This window comes from Vagococcus jeotgali (assembly GCF_035918315.1).
Lineage (GTDB): Bacteria > Bacillota > Bacilli > Lactobacillales > Vagococcaceae > Vagococcus > Vagococcus jeotgali.
In genome coordinates this window covers 130,920-152,413 of record NZ_CP142146.1, presented here as the reverse complement: position 1 = coordinate 152,413, position 21,494 = coordinate 130,920, and the positions used below count along the sequence as shown (strand labels likewise).

Genomic DNA, 21,494 nt, shown 5'->3' with positions numbered 1-21,494 from the left:
AGTGAACTCTAAAAGTTAGATTTTTTGGTCTAATTTTTTTGAGAGCAGTATATTTTAACCTTCAGACATGCTTTGTTTTATTATTTTGATGTTGTTGCTTAGTTGTAAAATCAAGTTAGCCACCCTAAAATAATAAAAAAACACCATGGTAAAAATTCGTGTATCATTGAAGTAACTACCCAACAACGAAAGGAATTTTTATCATGGTGAAAATTAAGAATAACACAAAGACATCTAGTTATAAACATCTTTCCTTAAAGGAAAGGCAGCTTATTGAAGTTTGGCATAATATGGGAGACTCTAATAGAGAAATTGGTAGACGATTAGGCCGACACTATCAAACAGTTAAAATCTAAGGTTGGCAGATCTAAATTTGGTAGCATATTCCAATCGATTACTGCTGATAATGGTAGTGAATTCAGCTCGCTTCATGATACTCTACAACAAATAACTGATATCTACTTTGCCCACCCTTATTCATCTTGGGAACGAGGAACAAACGAAAGACATAACGGTTTATTAAGGAACTCCTATCTGTCACTACTCAAAGCAGTTCATTCAACTGGCTACTGAAAAAGTTAATCTTTTGCCGCGTAAAATTTTAAACTATAGACAACCAGCAACATTGTTTTTAGAAGAAATTCAAAATCTAAAGATCAAAACATGTTGGTAAGTAAGGGTTTCAATAAAATAACACTGATATTTAGATACTTTTACCAGAGTGGCTAACTTAATGTTGCAATTTAGAGTTAAAAAAATGCCCTAATCACTTGTTTAAATCTATCACATTTGATTGTGGCAAAGAATTTTCTAACTGGAAATCTATCAGTAACTTAAATGATATCTACTTTGCTGACCCTGGTACACCTTCACAACGAGGTTTAAATGAAAATTCTAATGGGCTATTGCGTAAGGATGGATTGCCTAAGAAAATGGATTTCAACGAAGTTGATGAATCTTTCATTCAATCTGTTGCATCCAAAAGAAATAATATTCCTAGAAAATCATTAAACTATAAAACACCATTAGAAATATTTTTGAGCTATGTAGACAATGACATTTTGTCTAGCTTAATTTGACAAATGAAAAATATAAAAAAAGCTAGAAATTTTGCATTTCTAGCCCCTACTTTGATTGAATTATCAATTACATCATATCTGGTGATTCAATACCTAATAGACGTAACCCTTCTTTAATAACTACTGAAACTGAATAGACTAATGCTAGTCTTGCTTCTTTTTGAGAATCATCATCTAAAATTTTAACTTTTGAATAATATTTGTTGAATTTTTGAGATAAATCGATTAAATACTTAGCTAAAACTGACGGCTCATACTTGTTGTATGCTTCAACTACTTTTTCAGGAAAATTATTTAATGCTTTAATAACTTCCCAAGAATCAACATCATTTAAACTTAAATGATTCACATCCTCCGGCATTGACCATCCAGCTTTTTTCAACATACTAATACATCTAGAACGTGTGTACTGGATATAAGGACCTGTTTCTCCTTCAAATTGGATAACTTCATCAATATTAAAATCAAATGTATTCATGCGGTCATTTTTTAAGTCATGGAAAACAACTGCCCCAACACCTACTTGACGAGCTACTTCATCTTTATTTTCTAATTCTGGATTTTTCTCTTCAATATTACCTTTTGTTTCCTTAATAGCTTGTTGTAAAACTTCTTCTAATAAAATAACATTTCCTTTACGTGTTGATAATTTTTTACCTCCAGAAGTAATCAAGCCAAACGGAATATGTTTAATATCTTCAGACCAATCATAACCCATCTCTTTTAAAACAGCTTTTAATTGTTTAAAGTGGTCTGATTGCTCATTTCCTACAACATATAAAGACTCTGCAAAATCATAATTATTAATACGGTACTCAGCAGCAGCTAAGTCACGTGTAATATAAAGGGTTGCACCATCAGATTTTTTAATTAGAGCAGGATTTAAATCATAAGCACTCAAATCAACAATATCTGCTCCTTTATCTGAGATAAGTAATGATTGGTTTTCCAATTCTTCAATAATTGGATCCATTTTATCATTATAAAATGACTCGCCGTTTGTACTATCAAATGTAATATTTAAAATGTCATATACTTGTTGGAATTCTTTTAATGATTCTTCTTTAAACCATTCCCATAAAGCCACTGCTTCTGGATCAGCATCTTCTAATTTTTTAAACCATAGGCGACCTTGAACTTCTAATTCTGGATCTTCTTCAGCTTCTTCATGGAATTGAACGTATAATTTTAATAATTCTTCAATAGGATTATCTTTGACAGCTTCTTCTGATCCCCATTTTTTATATGCCACAATTAACTTACCAAATTGAGTTCCCCAATCACCAATATGATTGATACGAATAGTATTAAATCCAACTTTATCTAAAATCATAGATAATGAATTTCCAATAACTGTTGAACGTAAGTGCCCCATCGACATAGGCTTTGCAATGTTAGGTGATGACATATCAATTGGAACATTTCTATTTTCGCCAATTTCAGCATCACCGTAATGCTCTTCTTGTGTTAAAACTGTTTCTAAAACTGTCTCACTAACTAACTCTTTTCTCAAGAAGAAGTTAATGTATCCACCAACAGCTGTGATTTCTTCATAGTTGGTTGTTGGAATATTATTAATTAAATCTTCAGCAATTTGATTAGGGGCTTTTCTAAAAATTTTAGCTAAAGAAAATACTGGAAAAGCATAGTCTCCGTGTTTTGAATCTTTAGGTACCTCAATAAATTGATAGATTTCTTGCTCAGACAAATGTTCACCAATAACGCTATGTAAGTCTTGTGCAATTTGATTTTTGTAGTTCATATCCATTCCTCCTAAAATTATTATAAAAAAAATCCATCTCTTATAAACATTAAATCGTTTATAAGAGACGAATTGACTATCCGCGGTACCACTCTTGTTGTTGTTTTCCAACCACTTTATGCATTATTAAATTGTATAAACATATAGCGGCGCTTCCCTTAAGGCATTGTTTTGGCTCTCACCTACCCAAAATCGCTGAATCAATAGATATCCTTATAGGTACTTAAACTATATCTTATATTCTAACAAATTATTTAAAATATATCTAGCTAAACATTAGCATTCCTACAATTAAAATAATAAGAATAGCCGCTGCCATTATCAGTAATGGTTTCATGATAAATTTTGTCCAAGTTGTATAATCTACTTTTGAAATCTCTAAACCACCCATCACAACCCCTGATGTTGGCGTTATTAAATTAATCAGACCACAACCTGAAGCAAAGATAATAACCATAACATCTGGGCTTAGACCAATTTCTTGGGCTAGAGCTCCCATTACAGGAATAGACACATAGGCTAAACCTGATGTAGATGGTATTAAGAATGATAGCAGTAAATATAAGATAAATGCACCAATAACAAATAGTACTGGCGATAAATCTCTTAAAACTTCTGCAGCTCTATCTAATACAAATAAATCAAGATGAGTTTGAGACATTAAAACAGATGCCCCTCTAGCAACTACGATGATTAAAACAACTGATAACATGTCCGCACAACCTTGAATAAAAACATTCACGGTTTCTTTTTCAGAAAACTTGCCAACAACAGCAATAATTAACCCCATTATAAAGAACCACATGGCTAAATCGCCAAAATACCAATCTCCAAAACTTTCACCTGTTAGAAATGATGTCCAACCACTAAAGATTGTAATACCAAATTCATTCCAAGGAATAAGAGATAAAATCATAACTAAAAATGTAATAGCAAATAGTGTTAAGATAATTTTATGTTTTTTAGTAAATTCAAGATTTCGATCTTGTCCTTCAGTGAAATACTCTTCCATATCTTCTTGTTCTTGTAATGATAAGATAGTGGAACCTTTATCTTTTTGTACTTTTTTAGCATATTTCACAACAATATAAATAGAAAAGGCTGTAATAACTAACCAAATAACAGCACCAAGACCCATGATAACGCCTACATTTGGGGTGATACCAATACCACGAAGCGCATCCATTGCAGCCCCTGTTGAAAATGGATTAATTGTCGAACCAATTACCCCAGCACCAGAACCTAATAGGACTGTCCCAACTGTTACCACCGTATCAAAACCTGCTGCAACCATAGTTACTGTTAGTAAACTATAAAAAGGAATAGTTTCTTCTGACATGCCATAAGTTGAGCCACCAAGAGAGAATAACAACATTAAGATAATAATAATCCAAACTTCTCGCCCGTTGAATTTCTTAACAATATTTTGAATCCCTGCTTCTAAAGCACCAGTTTTTGTTACAATATTTAAAAATCCACCTAATATTAGAATAAACACACAAATTTCAATAGCATTTTGAAAACCATGAAATGGTGCCATAACAATATCAGCTAGCGTTGCACCAACAACATGATCTACCATATCATCAGTACCTGGTATAGCTTGTGGGGTAAACCCTTGGCCATTTAAAAATTGTGTAATAATACCCAACACAATGATAATAATAAATAATATACTAAACGAGGAGAGCTCTTTTCTTTTTTTCTTTTTTTTATCAGTCATATTTTTTTATGATAAATAAATTTATCATACTACTCCTTCCTTTTTCCTAATTCATTACTGAGTTAGGAAATTATTAAAGTACTTAATATCAATAAAGGTCAGTTCCTTATGCTTATACTTTATCTTTTTAGAAGCAATTAATTTTTTCAAAACTAAGCTTGTTGTTTCTCGGGTAATCCCACTTGCTTTAGCTATATCATTAACAGATATTGGACAAGGTACAGTGACGATCTTATTGGGATATTGTTTCTCACCTAAATTTTTATAGATAATAGATAAAATAGTTAAAATACGATAATCTGCATTATTTACCATTCCTTTTTGAATCTTAAAAATCTGTTCTTTTAAAAATTCTGATTGTTGCGTTAGGCAAACACATAATTGCTGATTATTATATTTTAAAATTTCTTCATAAATGGAAATGGGTATCTTTATGACTTCAATTTCTGTATGAGCAACAGCGGAAAAATAATATGTTGAATCAGTAAACAAACCAACCAGTGGAAACATACATTTCTCTTTAATAAAATGAAGATAATTAAACGATGCTGACTCATCTAGTCTCTCTAGCCTAACTATTCCTGACATGAGAATGTAAGCATAATCCCGGCTATCGCCAAAATCGAACAATACTTGTCCCTTTTTATGTTTTTTATACCTTGCAATATCTCTTATTCGTTGTAAATCTTGATCTGAAAAAAAACAAAAATTCTCTAGGTGTTTACCAATTTCTTTTGTTATCACCATATCCATTGTCCAAGCACTCCTGTTAAATAGTTTTAAAAAATAATTGTTGTCCCAATTTCAGGATCAACACCAATCTCTCCTAGACACTCTAAAGATGTAATAATCGCTTCTTTTCCCGGATTATTCTTAGCAAATTGAATACATGCTTCAATTTTTGGTAACATGCTTCCTGGAGCAAAATGACCTTCAGCAGCATATTTTTCAATATCTGAAACAGATACTCGGGTTAATTTTTCTTCATTTTCTTTACCAAAATTAATGTACACATTATCAACACCAGTCAAAACGATAAATTTATCAGCATCTACTAAATCAGCTAATTTTTCAGAGGCAAAATCTTTATCAATCACTGCCTCTACACCTACTAAATCCTCACCGACAACTGGAATACCTCCACCACCACAAGATATAGTAATCACATCATCATCAACTAATGTATTAATAATGTTTGCCTCATGGATGCCTATTGGTTTTGGACTTGGAACTACTTTTCTCCATCCACGACCAGAATCCTCTTTAAACTTAGCACCTGTCATTTGCTCTTCAGTTTTTGCTTCTTCTTCTGTTAAAAAAGGACCAATTGGTTTTGTTGGATTTTTAAATGCTGAATCTTCTTTATCTACCACAACTTGTGTTAAAACAGTAGCGACTTCATTATCTAGTCCATTTGCTCTTAACTCGTTTGATAAGGCATTTGCTAACCAATACCCGATGCTTCCTTGTGTCATAGCTACACAAGTATCAAGAGGCATGGCAGGATTTTTTTTTGAATTAGCAGCTTGTTGTTGTAATAATAAATTCCCTACTTGAGGTCCATTTCCATGAGAAATGATTAGCTTATTACCACCCTTAACTAAATTCACTAAATATTTTGACGTATCTACTAAAGCTTTTTGTTGTGCTTTGGCACTGGCATCGTCTGATAAAATGGCATTTCCACCCAATGCAACGACTATTTTTTCTGACATATTAAAACCTCTTTCATCATTTATCTTGAAAAAAACAGCATGATTTTCACTAATATCATACTGTTTTTCAACCTTATTATTTTACATATGGGATAAATAAATTACCCAAAGTAGCAGCCATGATAGCTTTAATTGAGTGCATTCTATTTTCAGCTTCTTCAAATTGACGTCCATATTTACTTCTAAATGCTTCATCTGTGATTTCCATCTCAGTGATGCCAAAATCTTTCTCAACCATTTTTCCATACTCAGTTTCAGTATCATGGAATGCAGGTAAGCAGTGTAAGACGATTAATTCATCATCTTTAGTACCTGTTTTTTTAATCATATCCATATTAATTTGATATGGTTTTAATAAATTAACACGTTCTTCAAATTTATCTTCTTCACCCATTGATACCCAAACGTCAGTATAAAGAACATTTGCCCCTTTAACACCTTTTTCAACGTCAGCCGTAATCAGTAATTTACTTCCTGATTCTTTAGCAAATTTATTAGCATAATCAACAACTTCTTGAGTTGGGAATAATTCTTCAGGAGCACAGATACAAACATTGACACCTAAAATAGCCCCAGTGACGAGTAAGCTATTTGCCATATTATTACGTCCATCTCCAACATAAACCAGATTAATTCCTTCTAAGTACCCAAAGTTTTCTTTAATAGTCATAAAATCAGCGATCATTTGTGTTGGATGCCATTCATCTGTTAGGCCATTCCATACTGGAACACCAGAGTATTTTGCTAAACCTTCTACAACTTCTTGGCTAAACCCACGGAATTCAATGCCATCAAACATGCTTCCTAACACTTTTGCAGTATCTTCAACAGATTCTTTTTTACCTAATTGAATATCGTTTTTACCTAGATATTCAGGACTTGCCCCCAGATCATTTGCTGCAACAGTAAACGCTGCACGTGTACGAGTTGAATTTTTTTCGAATAAAAGGGCAATGTTTTTCCCCTCCAAATAGCGGTGTGCAATACCTCGTTTTTTCAAATCTTTCAAATGAATACTAAAATCGATTAAATATTCGATTTCACCTCTTGTAAAATCTTTTTCTGCTAATAAACTACGACCTTGAAATACTGAAGTCATTATCTTCACTCCTAAATTTATTTTTTTAAATATCTTCTCTGATTAATGGCATACTCATACAACGAGGACCACCACGACCACGTACTAATTCACTACCTGGAACGTAGTTTAATGTCACACCTGCTTCTTCCAATAATTTGTTTGTAATTGGATTACGGTCATATACCACAACTTCACCAGGTGCGATAGTTAAGGTATTTGAACCATCATTCCATTGTTCTCTTGCAGCTGCAGTAATGTTTCCACCACCACAACGAATTAAGTGAACTTCATCAAGGTTTAAATATTTACATAAAATATTTTCTAGAGTATCTTCTTCACGAACAATATTTAATTTCCCACCTTCTCCTTTAGAAATTGAGTAAACAACTAAGTCTCCTTCAATCTCTGGGTGAATTGAGAATTTATCATAATCAACCATTGTAAATACAGTATCTAAATGCATAAATTTACGATATTCACCAATATCAAAGGCTAGGATGTGTTTAAATCCCATATTTTGATCAAAGATACGTTGTGCTAATTTTTCAATTGATGCGGCATCTGTACGTTGTGAAATACCTAAAGCTAACACATCCTTAGATAAAACTAATTCATCTCCACCTTCGATACGCGTTGTGTCTTCACGGTCATAAACACGTGGGACATCTTTTCCTGCAAAACGTGGATGATAATCAAATATATATTGTCCGTAAATAGTTTCACGGTTACGTGTATCAGCAAACATTTTATTTAATGACACACCCGTTCCAATTGTTGCAAATGGATCACGTGTGAAGTATAAGTTCGGCATTGGATCAATTACAAAGGGATAAGATGATTCAACCATGTCAGTCAAACTATTCATTTCAAATTCTGGTAATTCAACTTTTTGCATACCAGCCATTGTTTTATCAATTAACTCTCTATTAGTAGGTAGACTTAACAAGACTTCTTTGGCTTTTTCTTTTGCTGTTGCACTTTTAATATTGGCCTCTTCTAAGTACTGATCAACAAATTGCATTTTAATATCATCATTAATAAGTGCTTCTGCAGCTAAATCTTCAAGATATAATACTTCAATGTCTTTGTTTCGTAAAACATCAGTAAAAGCATCATGTTCTACCTGTGCTTGTTCTAAATAAGGAATATCATCAAATAATAACCGCTCTAAATAATCTGGCATTAAATTTTCTAACTCACTACCTGGACGATGGACTAAAACTGTTTTTAATTTACCAATTTCGGAATATACATTAATTGGATGACTCATTTGTCATAACCTCCTAGATTAATTTTGTGCACACACAGAGATTAACAGAAAAATGTAACCCCTTTAACGAATATCCCGCAAAAAAAATGTCGATTATCCATCATTATTTAACTCAATGAATATTCAAACCAACAAACAACCTAAATGATAACGTTTTCAACTATTATTATGTATATTTATCAAAAAAAAATTAATTATATAACATAACTTTATTTTTAATAAATAAATTGTTTGAAGTACTCATTAACAGCTTTAGCATCTTCTCTATTTTTTGATAGAATCAATATGGTATCATCTCCAGCAACACATCCTGCAATCTCGACAAAAGTTGTTCTTATGCTATCAATTAAAACACCTACAAGTTGACCATTACCTGGTAAAACAACTAAAATATTCATAAATTCAATATTAAGTAAGGACACACCGCTATCTGCAATGGCAGTAATTAAACGTTCTTCATCTGTTCTCTTCTTCAATCCAACAACTGAATCATTTAATATATGATAATAAGTGTCTCCCTTACTATCATTACTTTTAACTATATTCAATTCCCTAATGTCACGTGAAATAGTAGCTTGTGCCACATCTATGTTCTCTTTAAGTAATAAAACTTGTAACTCTTCTTGCCTGGAAATATTGTTTTCAATAATCAGTTTTTTAATCAAATTATGCCTCTTAGCTTTACTACTTCTAACCATATAAGCACCTCTTTGTGATTTTTTTATCATATTTATTGTACAAAAAATTACTGTTATAAATCAAGTTAAATAAAAATATGTTTAATTCGACAAAAAGATAGGGTAAAATATTTTGTGTAAATAGAAATTTAGGGTAGAAAAAGAGAAAGTCCATTCTGTAAAATTAAAGTTACGACACAGAAATTTTATAGGAGGACTTTCTCATGACTCATTTTACTACAGAAATAATGGAAACACTAATTAATAAAGGTGATTTAGATGATTTATTTCGTCGTCATTTAGAACTCGCTATCAACTCATTATTACAGGCTGAATTAACAGCGTTTCTTGACTACGAAAAGTATGATAGAGCTGGATTTAATTCAGGTAATTCCCGCAATGGGAATTACTCACGTTCATTTAAAACAGAATATGGAGAATTAAATTTGGTGATTCCTAGAGATAGAAATGGAGAATTTTCCCAACAAACATTACCAGCCTATAAAAGAACCAATGATTCCTTAGAAACTACTATTATTCAGCTATTTAAAAAAGGGATCACTATGTCTGAAATCTCTGATCTAATTGAAAAAATGTATGGTCATTATTACACACCACAAACTATTTCAAACATGAGTAAAATCGTATCTGAAGATGTTTTGGCTTTTAAAGAAAGAACTTTAGAAGCTAAATACTCAGTCATTTTTATGGATGCTACTCATATTCCTTTAAAGAGACAAACCGTATCAAAAGAAGCCGTTTATATTGTGATAGGCATTCGATTGGATGGAACCAAAGAGGTTCTAGGATTTACTATTGCTCCAACCGAATCTGCTTATGTTTGGAAAGAGATACTTCAAGATTTAAAAGATCGTGGTTTAGAAGAGGTTTTATTAGTTGTAACTGATGGTTTAAGTGGTATTCACGATAGTATCCATAGTGTCTATCCAAATGCTCAATTTCAACAATGTTGTGTCCATATCTCTAGAAATATTGCTCATAAGGTTCGTGTTAGTGATCGACAAGAAGTCTGTAATGATTTCAAATTGGTTTATCAAGCAGCTTCAAAAGAAGAAGCTATGAATCAAATAAGTTTTATGATAGATAAATGGAAAAAGCAGTATCCACGAGTAGTTAAATTACTCTTGAATCCTGCTATATTAACTTTCTATAACTTCCCACCATCAATCAGAAGAACTATCTACTCAACTAACTTGATTGAGGGATTTAATAAACAGTTAAAAAAATATACAAAGAGAAAAGAACAATTTCCTAATGAAGAATCTCTGGAGAGATTCCTTGTTTCTCAGTTCAATGAATATAACCAAAAATTTTTAGGCAGAGTACATAAAGGATTTAAGGAAATACAAGATACATTAGAATCAATGTTTTAACTTAAAAAAATGGAATGGATTTTCCATTTACACATAATTCTTGACGCAACCAAAACCAATACTACAAACAACTTCTTCCTCAAAACTCTTGGCCTTTATACTATCATATTGACTGTATGAATATTCAATCTAATCGCTTTCACTTTAGGTGACATTATTCTATACTGAATAGGTTACACTTAGTTGAACAATAAAGATAAGGTGTCTATACTTAATAAAAAACAAAGTAGGAGCTTATTTCATGACAACTAACAGAAAACCAAGACGGACCTTCAAAGAATCATTTAAGAAACAAATGATGGAACTGCATAAATCAGGAAAACCTAGAAAAGATATTTTAAGAGAATATGACCTGACACCATCAACCTTTGATAAATGGGTAAAACAATATAATCAGTCAGGATCATTCAAAGAGAAAGATAATTTGACACCAGAAGAAAAAGAGTTGCGTGAATGACGAAAACTAAATAAAGAACTGATGATGGAGAATGATATTTTAAAGCAAGCGGCGCTGATATTCGGACGAAAGTAGAAGTTGTTAGGGAAAACAAAAAGAAGTATAGTGTATCAGCGATGTGTCGAAAATTAGAAATTTCTCGTGGGACTTATTATTATGAAGTCAAAAGAAAAAAATCAGAAGCTATTGTTGAAAAAGCAGTCATTGAGTCATTTACAGATAGCCGTAACTCCTACGGAGCAAGAAGAATTAAAGATGATTTAAACGATCAAGGATTAATTGTTTCAAGAAGAAGGATACGACGAATCATGAATAAGTTTAATTTCATTTCAAGCTACACAACACTGAAATTTAAACCTCAAGCAACGACTAAAAATGAACAGAAAATCGATAATGTTTTATCACGTCAATTTGATAAAATGCAACCTATGGAAGCTTTAGTGACAGATTTAACCTATGTTCAAGTAGGCAAAAAGTGGCATTATGTCTGCTTTATTCTCGATTTGTTCAACCTAGAAATAGTTGGGCATTCTAGTGGTCCTAACAAATCTGTGGACCTTGTGCTACAGGCAATCGGAACGATTGAACAGCCATTAGATGATGTTGAAATTTTTCATACAGACCGAGGAAAAGAATTTGATAACCAAAGTATTGATGAATTATTGGATGTGTTTCAGATAAAACGGTCTTTATCACGTCCTGGCTGCCCCTATGACAACGCTGTGGCAGAAGCAACCTATCGAGCTTTTAAAATTGAGTTTATTTACCAACAATCTTTTGACTCATTGTTTGAACTACAATATGAGTTAATGGATTATGTCAATTGGTGGAACAAGTTTAGAAAACATGGCAAGCTTGGCTATCAATCCCCGATTAATTACCGTTTAGATTGGGAGTTGAAACAGGTTATTTAGCAGAACATAGAATAACTGTCTAAATAAAATAAAGACCTTATAATTTTTGTACAGAAAAGTGTTGCCAATTCAACATTACCTTTATTCAAATAGTAATACTTGGTAATAAAGTCGTAATGACAACTAGATAATCTAATTTAAATAATTCAATATTTCCGTCTTTCTCCACTTCTAACTAGTAACCATTCGCTTTCTGCTTGGGTACCAACTCTTTTTAATAAGGATAGTAAAGTTGCCTTCTCTTCAGCAGTAAAACCTTGTAATAACATTCTCTCTGAATATTCTTCTTCTTTTTTTAAGTAATGATACAGTTCTTTTGCACTCTCTGTTAAAAACAAACGTTTTATTTTTTTATTTTTAGCATCCTGTGTCTTAAAAATTAACTCTCTTTTTTCTAGTTTTCGAATAGATTTAGATACTGTCGTTCTGTCTAAGCAAAGCATTTCAGCTAAATCATCATTAATAATACCAGGGTTCTCATAAATTCTTGTAATATACAGATACTGTTCTTTATCTAGGCTTACTTCTTTAAACTCGTTATTACTTATATATGATAAAGAGCGTGCTATCTTGCCAACTTCTCTTAAAATATCTAACATAGTTAAACTAATCCTCTAATGGTAAAAAGTAAGGTTCAAGATCTAAAACATCTATAATATTATTTAAATCAGATACCTTTACAACCATCGTCTGATCAGGCCTACCCGGTGCAAAAACCAATTTTTCTTCCCCCAATAATCTCTCATCTACAATAATAGGTACATTAACATCGTAACCAAACGGAGAAACTGCACCTGGTCTTTGACCTGTTTGTTTCTCCATCTGTTCAGAAGAAACAACTGATAGCTTTTGTCCAACTAAGTTACTTAATCTTTTAAAATCACTTTTTTTTGTTGTATAAGTTAAGAAGATATAATTATTAGCCTTTTTATCTTTTAAATATAAACTTTTAGTTTCAGTACCTGAAAATTTTTCTTCCTGTTTGACAATAAGAGCATCTTCGTTAGTATAAATAGCTCGGTGATTATATAATTCAAAATCAATACCTGACTCTTTAAATTTCTGTTCTAGATTAATCATATTAACACTTCCTATTTCATTTAATATTATTACCCTATCTTTTTTTGTTGAAAATTCAACAAAAATGTAATTAAATTTTTAAGACTATTACATAATTATTATTCATAGAAATGAAGTATAAGAATCATAATAAAATAGGGTGAGGTAATGACACAAGTGAATTTCTATACCTAACTATGAATAATTATTCGACTAGATAAACTAACAACTAACCTTTAGTTACCTTCTGTGTCAAACCTGATACTTCATTACATAACATTTTTAGTGTTTCACATGAAACCATTTAACTTTCATTCTAGCTAAATAAGTCACTATGTACTATTCAAGTAAGTAAAACCTTTTGATACGACTTAAGAGTAGTATCAAAAGGTTTTATTTCTAATAAGCTTTAGCCCAGTGCATCATGTACTTAGCATCGTCACCGTTCCAAAAATCTTTAATACCAGTTAAATCATCATGTTGATGCTCAAAACTCCAACAGCGTGTTGTCGCACCTGTTAATTCTTTAACTTCTTCTTCTACTCTAGGGTCTCCTGACCAAGGCGCAACGACAAAGCCACCTTCTTCGATTCTTTCTAAAAACTCTTCTTTAGTTGTAGCAATACGTGTTTTATCAATTTGTCTTACGCGTGCTTTTTCTAGCATGTCTGCTTGAATAGTATTTAGTAATTCATTAACAACAGTTGGTAGCTCATCATTTAATGGAACAGTTATTTTTTCTAAAGTATCACGGCGAACTAATACAACATGTCCTGCTTCAATATCTTTTGGTCCCATTTCAATTCGAACTGGGTAACCTTTCATCTCTGCTTCACTAAATTTCCAGCCAGGTTGTTTATCACTATCATCTACTTTAATTGTGACTGTTTCCTTTAGCATATCACGTAGCTCATAAGCTTTATCTAAGACACCTTCTTTATGCTGGGCGATTGGAATAATCAAGACTTGTGTTGGTGCAATGCGTGGTGGTAAGACTAAACCACGGTCATCACTGTGGACCATAATCATACCACCAATAGCACGAGTAGTAATTCCCCAAGATGTGGTGTAAACAAACTGTTCCTTACCCTCTTTATCTGCATAAGTAATATCGAATGCTTTTCCAAAATGATCTCCTAAATGATGAGATGTGTTAATTTGTAGTGCTTTTCCGTCATACATCAATGTTTCATTAGTATATGTTTTTTCTGCCCCAGCAAATTTTTCACTCTCAGATTTAACACCTGTGACAACAGGAATAGCTAATATGTTTTCACACACATCAGCATACATATCTAAGATCATTAACGCTTCATCTTCAGCCTCTTCGTGAGTCATGTGACAAGTGTGTCCTTCTTGCCAGAAAAATTCAGTCGTTCTTAAAAATGGACGGGTATTTTTTTCCCAACGCATCACGTTTGCCCATTGATTATATTTTACTGGTAAATCACGGTGTGAATGGATAATTTTTTTGAAATGCTCACAAAACATAACCTCTGATGTTGGGCGAATGGCTAAACGCTCACTTAACTCACTCTCACCGCCCATCGTAACCCATGCAACCTCGGGAGCAAAACCTTCCACATGTTCTGCTTCTTTTAATAATAAATGCTCAGGCACAAGTAAGGGCATCATCACATTCTCATGACCTGTTTCTTTCAGCCTCGTATCAACAATCGTTTTAATTCCTTCCCAAAGTGCGGTTCCTGTTGGGCGAACAACCATCGATCCTTTCACACTTGAGTAATCACATAATTCTGCTTTTAAGCAAACATCTGTGTACCACTGAGTAAAATCTTCATCACGACTTGTAATTTGTTTAACGAATCCTTGTTTTTTTGCCATTGTTATTCCCCCACATATTTTATTGCATAAAAAAAGACCCTACTTGACAAGGACCAATAACTGGCGGTACCACCTTGTTTTAAAGTAGGGCTTACTTTACGACTTTGTTTAGCTGATAAAGGTCTCTCACCTATTTATTATCTGGTAGGTTCAAAAGTTTCTTAATAAAATCGTTTCAGCATAGTCGATTTCTCTCTGTAAAAAGACTCACTCTTTACTAGTCCAGTCAGGTTTTTATATACGCAAATCAATTTATCATCTATCACTAAGCTTGTCAACTACACCAAGTATGGGTGATTAACTCAAGATATTATCTAAAGTTGTTGTATCTAAATAATCAAAACGTTCAAAGAAAGGTTGTAGTGTTTCAAACACCAAGTGGTTTTTTCCTACCTCATCGTTTTCGACTTGCAAAACAAGTAGTGGTTCATGTAAACTCATACGAAGTAAAAACCAACCTGAGCCATAATTATCCGTTACGTTCACCCTAATCCCCTCATCATTATCAGGATCAATTTCAAAATTAGGATGAGTAGCTACCATATCATATAAGCTTGCGATCACAGCCTCACCGTTATGTCTGTAGTCTTCTCCTAATACCTTAAACCTTACTTCTTGTGCTTCTTTTGGTTGTTTTAATGTCGCAATCAAGTCACCTAATTCCTTGTTTTCTTGACGTAACTGGGGTAATAGCATTAAAATTTTAGCAATGACATAAGCACCATCATCCAAAAAGTAGTTTTCTCTAAAAGCTGCGTGACCACTTGTTTCAATAGCTAGTGGTGTATTAATACCTTCTTTATTTAATTCAATTGCTTTATTAATCACATTACGGTAGCCACACAAATAACGAACTTGTTTACCACCAAGACTTTCAATAAATTCCTTTAAATGACTTGATGTTGGTGAGTTGGTTACAATCACAGAACCTGGATCACTTTTAAGAACAATACTTGCTAGTACGGCTATTAAATTATTACGATTAATAACTTGTCCTGATTTATCAACAACTGCTGCTCTATCCACATCCGTATCAAAAATCACACCTAAATCAGCTTGATTTGCTAATACAGCTTCTTGGATACTCTTCATAGCTTCTTTATTGTCAGGATTTGGAATATGATTTGGAAAACGACCATCCGGTTCTAAGAATTGGCTACCAGAAGTATTAGCACCTAATACTTCTAATACTTTTACTGCAAAAAAACCTCCAGCACCGTTCCCTGCATCTAGCACAATATGAAAATCTGCTAAGGGTTTTTCTAGACCTGTTTCTCTTATAATCTTTTCCACTAAATCAGCAGCGTATAGCGAAATTACGTCACACTCTTGTCTTGTTCCAAACATATTATCTATTTCAACTATTTGAGGAGCATAAGATAAGATAGCCTCAATATCTGCATGTTCTGCTCCACCTTCTTTAGTAAATAACTTAATACCATTATAATAAAAAGGTAGGTGGCTAGCTGTAATCATAATCCCACAGTCTGCATCAATCTCTGAGAATTGCGTGGCCATAAACATGGCTGGGGTAGTAGAAAGATTAGTGTCTATTACTAATACTCTCTCACTTAAAAAAGCTTCTGCCAGTCCTTCTTTAATCTCAGGCCCTGATAATCGACTATCTTGACCTATCGCAATTTTTAAAGGAGTTGTTGTCATATTTTTATCTCGTTTTAACCACTCCACTATACCTAAAGCAATTCTTTTGGCTTCAACAGATGTCAAGTTGGCCGCAAACCCCTCAGCTGAGATAGCAACCCCTCTAATATCTGAACCATTTTGTAGATTTTTTAATTCTGTCATGATTAAATCCTCCTTAATGTTTGATATAACTTCTTAACTTATCATAAACATTATTAGCTTCTTTGTTTGTTTTAGCAAATAATACAATAGTATCTACTCCTGCTAAAGTTCCAATAATTTCTGGAAAGTCTAAAAGATCTAACTCAGCAGCAATGACATTTGATGTACCCAAAGTGGTCTTAACAACTATTACAAATTGAACTATTGTTATATCTATCACTAAATCCATAAATAATTCTTCCAACAATGATTTTGTCATTGGCTCTGTGCCTTTTTTGGGCTCACATACATAACGAATATTACCTAAGTCATCATATACTTTTACTATACCAAGCTCTTGAATGTCTCTAGATACTGTGGCTTGAGTTACATCTATACCTCTACTATGTAATAATACCAATAAGTCTGCTTGTTTTGAAATAATATTATTTTCAATTAAATTCTTTAGTAAAAGGTGTCGTTCTGATTTTTTCATACATACACTCCTTCAACTTTATCTCTTCAATTATACCAAATATTTTTAAATATAGTGATTATCTACAAAAAAAAGGCATTTTAAGAAGCTAAAGTACGACTTGATATCTAGTTAATTGCAGTTAATCCTTTCCAGATATATAATAGCACTACTACTATTACTTAGGAAGTAAGACATGAAGACGGTTAGAGAAGTAACATTTGATTTATTAAGAGATTTAAATATTAAGACTATTTTCGGGAATCCAGGTTCAACGGAAGAAACTTTTTTAGAAAATTTTTCAAGTGATTTTACTTATATCCAAACCCTTCAAGAAGCCTCAGCTGTAGCAGCAGGTTTAAGTAATGCCATGAGTAATACTTTACCGCTCAAATGAATCAAACTCGTGAAATGCTTTTAATGGAGCCATGGCTAACAAATGTTAAGCCAGAAGAATTACCAAAACCATTTGTTAAGTGGAGTTATGAACCAAAACGTGCTGAAGATGTTCCAGGTGCTTTTATGCGTGCCTTTGCAATGGCTCTACAAGAACCCTCTGGACCTGTTTTTTTATCTATTCCTTTAGATGATTGGAGTAAACCATTTAATGGTGATACATTAAAACGTTCTATTGATTCAAAATTTGGAGCAGATCCAGACCTTGCAGCTAAGGCACCTGTAGGCGATACTTTATTGAGTAATGCAACTTATGCCATTAAGCAGCTACTTCCTTTAGTAACAACACACAAAAAAGACCTAACTCTTAAAAAAACAACTCACAACATGGCTTCACATCCTATAAGTCAAGTAAGTGAGACAACTGCTAATATGCTAAATGCGTTAGACGTCTTCAAAGTCATTCGTGACACAGTACCTAAACACACTATTTTAGTTGAAGAAACACCATCTAATCTAGCAGATTTGCATTCTGTTTGGCCTATCACTGCTCATGATGAATTCTACACATTTGCTAGTGGTTCTCTAGGATGGGGAACACCAGCTGCTGTTGGTATTGCTCTAGGCGAGAAAACCAATGGTGGTAATCGACCTGTTGTGGCCATTGTGGGTGATGGCTCTTTTCAATATGCTATTCAAGGAATTTGGACAGCTAACCAACATGATTTACCGATTATTTATGTGATCCCAGTCAATAAGGAATATGGTATTTTAAAATCTTTCTCAAAAGCACAGCAAACACCTAATGTTCCTGGTTTAGATATCCCAGACCTTGATATTACTTCTTTAGGTAAAGGTTATGGTTACCAAAGCGTTGAAGCAACAACCTTAAACGACGTTAAAGAAGCAGTTAAGTTGGCCCTTGATTCTAAAAAACAACAGTCATAGCTGTACCGATTAACCCTAGTATTCCACCATTGATTTAAAATAAAAAGGAAGTCATAGAACTAGTTTGTCGTTTAATACACAGACTAAGTATCTAGGCTTCCTCTTTATTTATGTCTATCTTATATATATATTATTTTGAGCCAATACTCAAAAACAACGATATCTGATGTCCTTATTTTATCATTAGATAACCATAGTAATATTTCGTATATATCTATTAAAGCCAAATAAATGAAAAAAATAACAAAAAAAACCATTAGCCCTGAGCTAATGGAAAACCAATTCAAAATTGGTTTATTATAGGAGAGATTGGTTACTGTATGTAAAAAAATATAGTCTACGTATCCTTTTTACATCTTTATTATACCATAATCAACTAAAATATCAATATGAAAGCCTGAAATAATAAGCTTTCAAGCTATGATCATAAGCTATCTTGATAAAGCTGACGTTCTTTCTCCCAGTACGCCTTATCTTCACTAGTAATCGGACGAATCACACGACACGGATTACCTGCTGCAATGGTATTTTCTGGAATATCTTTAGTGACGACAGCACCTGAGCCTATAACACAATTATCACCTATAGTCACACCAGGATTAATAATAGCACCGCCACCAATCCACACTTTATCTCCAATGACAACTGGCTTTCCAAATTCAAGTCCTGATATCCTCACATCAGCATCAAGAGGGTGACTTGCAGTAAAAATGCTTACTCGAGGGCCAAACATAACCTCATCCCCTATTGTAATCGGGCAAACATCTAACATAATACAATCAAAATTAGCATAAAAATAATTTCCAACAGAAATATTAGAGCCATAGTCACACTTTAAATTAGGCTCTACGTATAGATACTCCCCTGTTTTTCCAAATAATTCTTTTAATATTCTCGTTCTATCTTCTAAGTCTATCTCACTGCTTTGATTAAATTGTCTCATTAATTGACGGCAACGAGCAAAATCTTGTTTCAAATCCGGGTCATTTGCCATATATAACTCCCCTTGGAGCATACGTTGTTTTTGACTTTTCACGTTTTTATCCCCTTACTATTTAGTCCTTTTCAACACTGATAACATCACCTGATTGTGCATCAATTTTAATATCTTCTTCTTTCACATGGCCTTCTTTGACGCTTACTTCCCAGTAAGTCGTATTTAACTCACGATCAAGAGACCATTCTGTTGCCTCACCAAAACCCGCTTGTTTAACTGCAATCTCACTCGCTTTATCTATACTGATAATGTGTTCCAAATCAAGTTTTTCTTCTTGACGTTTCGTTCCATTTTGCTCATCACGATCAAGCTTTTCTGTTTTCTCATCGGATAATTCTTTTATTTCACCGTTAATAGTGACTTCATATTCTGAATCATCATCAATCCCATCGATGTGATAAAAGTATTTGCCAAAAGAAAGCTCTAAAGTTAAATCAGTAATATCTGTATCAGGATATGCTTTAGTATATATCAATGGCCTCATCGACAGATATAATATCTTTTAAGCTGACATCCTCACCTTTTATACTGCTTGTAGAAGTGATTTGGCTAGTCTCACTAGATGTTTGTTTCATTTTATTATCTTCTGTTTGCCCACACCCTGCCATCATACTTAATAAAATAACAGACGATATCAACAGTGTTGCTTTTTTCATAAAATAAAACTCCTTATTTAATTCATTATAATTAGATAGTAACAGTATACATTTTTTCACAAATATCTATTATTCCTTTCTTAGCATTCAAACCTCTCCATTTGTTCAACTAAATCAGCTCGGTACTCTTCATCAATAAAGGCATAGTTAGCTCCATTTTGATTAAGTTGACGTAGTTGTTTCACTGTTAACCCACAGTGATTTACTAATTGATAGTATTCATTTGTCAGTGTTGTATTTGAAACGGTTCTGTTATCTGTGTTAATACAAAACGTCAAACCTTTTTCTAACCAAGCATGTAAAGGGTATTCTGATATATTTTTAATCATTCTAGTATCTACATTACTCGTAGGACATCCTTCAATACAGACATCTTTTTCAGATAGCCACTCTTGACTTTCCTCATCTCCAAGCAAGGCGATACCATGCCCTATGCGAGTAGCTCCTAGCGTAACTGAATCTTTAATATTTTGTACACAACCGCACTCTCCTGCATGAAGTGTTAGAGAAATATCAGTTTGATCTGTTGTTACCTGGATCACTTCAGCAACATTTGACACAGAATTATCTTTTTCAGCTCCTGCTAAATCAATTCCCACAACCTTTGTTTCAACTGTATTTAATGATTCAAAGAAAATGTCTTTCAAGTATTCTTGTTCCTGATCTCGCATACCACTGATTAAGATATTTCCCTTAACGGGGTATTTCTCTTCAGCTTGAGCAATTCCTTTAGCCACTGCTTGAATCGTCTCTGGTACACTAAGACCTTTTTCTAGAGAAAGGCTCGGAGCAAACCTAATCTCGATATAAACAATCCCATCTAAAAAAGCTTGTTCCATAACATCAAAAGCTGCCATTTCTAAACCAATACTTGTTTGCAGATAAGGAAGGACGTAAATAAAACCTGCTAAATAATCTTCTAAGTGTTGACAGTCTTTAGGAGCTTGCATATTTTGTTTGACGATTTCTAAATCATCAGCGATAGACATATTTTGAGCTTTAGCTATTTTTTGAAGTGTCTCAGGTCTAATAGAGCCATCTAAGTGACAGTGTAATTCTACTTTTGGAAAAGAGCGAATGTTTTCAAAGGTTAACATGGAATTCCTCCTGATTTTATTTTTGTCACATTATACAGGATAATATTTGAAATTGATAATAAAGACAAACAACATTTCTCAAATTATTATTCCAATAGAAATAAAAAGACAAATAACGAACTATTTATAATTAAATATAAAAATAATTCGTGAAAACTTTCTAT

The 21,494-nt window shown here is 33.0% G+C and carries 20 protein-coding genes and 3 pseudogenes; 7 read left to right on the top strand and 16 right to left on the bottom strand.

Annotated elements, in window-relative coordinates; genetic code table 11:
• Positions 1-203 precede the first annotated feature (203 nt).
• From VSF34_RS00930 to VSF34_RS00920, 3 genes and pseudogenes are all read left to right on the top strand, one after another.
• Entirely contained in the window at positions 204-356 is a 153-nt protein-coding gene (locus VSF34_RS00930) for a helix-turn-helix domain-containing protein (RefSeq protein ID WP_326717256.1), read from the top strand.
• Between the two features lie 34 nt (positions 357-390).
• Positions 391-525 (top strand): annotated as a pseudogene (locus tag VSF34_RS00925) (IS30 family transposase); the annotation flags it as partial.
• Positions 526-761: 236 nt separating this feature from the next.
• A pseudogene (locus VSF34_RS00920) lies at positions 762-1,079 on the top strand (IS30 family transposase); the annotation flags it as partial.
• A gap of 67 nt (positions 1,080-1,146) precedes the next feature.
• Here the strand turns inward: VSF34_RS00920 and argS are convergent.
• The 7 genes from argS to VSF34_RS00885 all read right to left on the bottom strand — a co-directional run bounded on the left by argS (position 1,147) and on the right by VSF34_RS00885 (position 9,328).
• A complete protein-coding gene (gene argS, locus VSF34_RS00915) occupies positions 1,147-2,841 on the bottom strand; it encodes an arginine--tRNA ligase (RefSeq protein ID WP_326717255.1) in 1,695 nt (564 codons plus the stop codon).
• 265 nt (positions 2,842-3,106) lie between these two features.
• Positions 3,107-4,564, bottom strand: coding sequence for a YfcC family protein (locus VSF34_RS00910; protein WP_326717254.1), 1,458 nt, complete (start codon positions 4,562-4,564; stop codon positions 3,107-3,109).
• A 54-nt stretch (positions 4,565-4,618) separates the two neighbouring features.
• Positions 4,619-5,317 (bottom strand): Crp/Fnr family transcriptional regulator, encoded by a 699-nt coding sequence (locus VSF34_RS00905; RefSeq protein ID WP_326717253.1) that lies wholly within the window; start codon positions 5,315-5,317, stop codon positions 4,619-4,621.
• A gap of 26 nt (positions 5,318-5,343) precedes the next feature.
• Entirely contained in the window at positions 5,344-6,279 is a 936-nt protein-coding gene (arcC, locus tag VSF34_RS00900) for a carbamate kinase (protein ID WP_326717252.1), read from the bottom strand.
• Between the two features lie 76 nt (positions 6,280-6,355).
• Positions 6,356-7,378, bottom strand: a complete 1,023-nt coding sequence (argF, locus tag VSF34_RS00895) for an ornithine carbamoyltransferase (RefSeq protein WP_326717251.1) — start codon at positions 7,376-7,378, stop codon at positions 6,356-6,358.
• Between the two features lie 25 nt (positions 7,379-7,403).
• Complete coding sequence (arcA, locus tag VSF34_RS00890) at positions 7,404-8,630, bottom strand: arginine deiminase (protein ID WP_326717250.1); 1,227 nt, start codon at positions 8,628-8,630, stop codon at positions 7,404-7,406.
• Between the two features lie 215 nt (positions 8,631-8,845).
• Complete coding sequence (locus tag VSF34_RS00885) at positions 8,846-9,328, bottom strand: arginine repressor (protein WP_326717249.1); 483 nt, start codon at positions 9,326-9,328, stop codon at positions 8,846-8,848.
• A gap of 203 nt (positions 9,329-9,531) precedes the next feature.
• Here VSF34_RS00885 and VSF34_RS00880 point away from each other — a divergent pair, with 203 nt between their 5' ends.
• Positions 9,532-10,701 (top strand): IS256 family transposase, encoded by a 1,170-nt coding sequence (locus tag VSF34_RS00880; protein ID WP_326716335.1) that lies wholly within the window; start codon positions 9,532-9,534, stop codon positions 10,699-10,701.
• A 241-nt stretch (positions 10,702-10,942) separates the two neighbouring features.
• A pseudogene (locus tag VSF34_RS00875) lies at positions 10,943-12,072 on the top strand (IS3 family transposase).
• A 146-nt stretch (positions 12,073-12,218) separates the two neighbouring features.
• Here VSF34_RS00875 and VSF34_RS00870 read toward each other — a convergent pair.
• From VSF34_RS00870 to VSF34_RS00850, 5 genes are all read right to left on the bottom strand, one after another.
• Positions 12,219-12,671, bottom strand: a complete 453-nt coding sequence (locus VSF34_RS00870) for a MarR family winged helix-turn-helix transcriptional regulator (RefSeq protein ID WP_326717248.1) — start codon at positions 12,669-12,671, stop codon at positions 12,219-12,221.
• Between the two features lie 7 nt (positions 12,672-12,678).
• On the bottom strand, positions 12,679-13,152 hold the full coding sequence (locus VSF34_RS00865; RefSeq protein WP_326717247.1) for a YbaK/EbsC family protein: 474 nt from the start codon (positions 13,150-13,152) through the stop codon (positions 12,679-12,681).
• 378 nt (positions 13,153-13,530) lie between these two features.
• A complete protein-coding gene (proS, locus tag VSF34_RS00860; RefSeq protein ID WP_326717246.1) occupies positions 13,531-14,976 on the bottom strand; it encodes a proline--tRNA ligase in 1,446 nt (481 codons plus the stop codon).
• A gap of 297 nt (positions 14,977-15,273) precedes the next feature.
• Complete coding sequence (locus VSF34_RS00855) at positions 15,274-16,782, bottom strand: phosphohexomutase domain-containing protein (RefSeq protein ID WP_326717245.1); 1,509 nt, start codon at positions 16,780-16,782, stop codon at positions 15,274-15,276.
• 13 nt (positions 16,783-16,795) lie between these two features.
• The gene (locus VSF34_RS00850) at positions 16,796-17,257 is read right to left on the bottom strand and encodes an arginine repressor (RefSeq protein WP_326717244.1); all 462 of its coding nucleotides are present in this window, start codon (positions 17,255-17,257) and stop codon (positions 16,796-16,798) included.
• Between the two features lie 175 nt (positions 17,258-17,432).
• On the opposite strand from VSF34_RS00850, the gene VSF34_RS00845 reads away from it, so the two are divergent.
• Positions 17,433-17,633, top strand: coding sequence for a thiamine pyrophosphate-binding protein (locus tag VSF34_RS00845; protein WP_326717243.1), 201 nt, complete (start codon positions 17,433-17,435; stop codon positions 17,631-17,633).
• Complete coding sequence (locus tag VSF34_RS00840) at positions 17,630-18,580, top strand: thiamine pyrophosphate-dependent enzyme (RefSeq protein WP_326717242.1); 951 nt, start codon at positions 17,630-17,632, stop codon at positions 18,578-18,580. The genes VSF34_RS00845 and VSF34_RS00840 overlap by 4 nt, the downstream gene beginning before the upstream one ends.
• 424 nt (positions 18,581-19,004) lie before the next feature.
• On the opposite strand, the gene VSF34_RS00835 is transcribed toward VSF34_RS00840, so the two are convergent.
• From VSF34_RS00835 to add, 4 genes are all read right to left on the bottom strand, one after another.
• Entirely contained in the window at positions 19,005-19,616 is a 612-nt protein-coding gene (locus tag VSF34_RS00835; RefSeq protein WP_326717241.1) for a sugar O-acetyltransferase, read from the bottom strand.
• Positions 19,617-19,635: 19 nt separating this feature from the next.
• Positions 19,636-20,052 carry a PepSY domain-containing protein gene (locus VSF34_RS00830; protein WP_326717240.1) on the bottom strand — a complete coding sequence of 139 codons (417 nt, stop codon included), beginning with the start codon at positions 20,050-20,052 and terminating at the stop codon, positions 19,636-19,638.
• Positions 20,039-20,233: a hypothetical protein gene (locus tag VSF34_RS00825; RefSeq protein ID WP_326717239.1), complete on the bottom strand. Its 195-nt coding sequence runs from the start codon at positions 20,231-20,233 to the stop codon at positions 20,039-20,041. Before VSF34_RS00825 ends, VSF34_RS00830 begins: the two co-directional genes overlap by 14 nt.
• An 80-nt stretch (positions 20,234-20,313) precedes the next feature.
• On the bottom strand, positions 20,314-21,330 hold the full coding sequence (gene add, locus VSF34_RS00820; RefSeq protein WP_326717238.1) for an adenosine deaminase: 1,017 nt from the start codon (positions 21,328-21,330) through the stop codon (positions 20,314-20,316).
• Between the last annotated feature and the right edge of the window lie 164 nt (positions 21,331-21,494).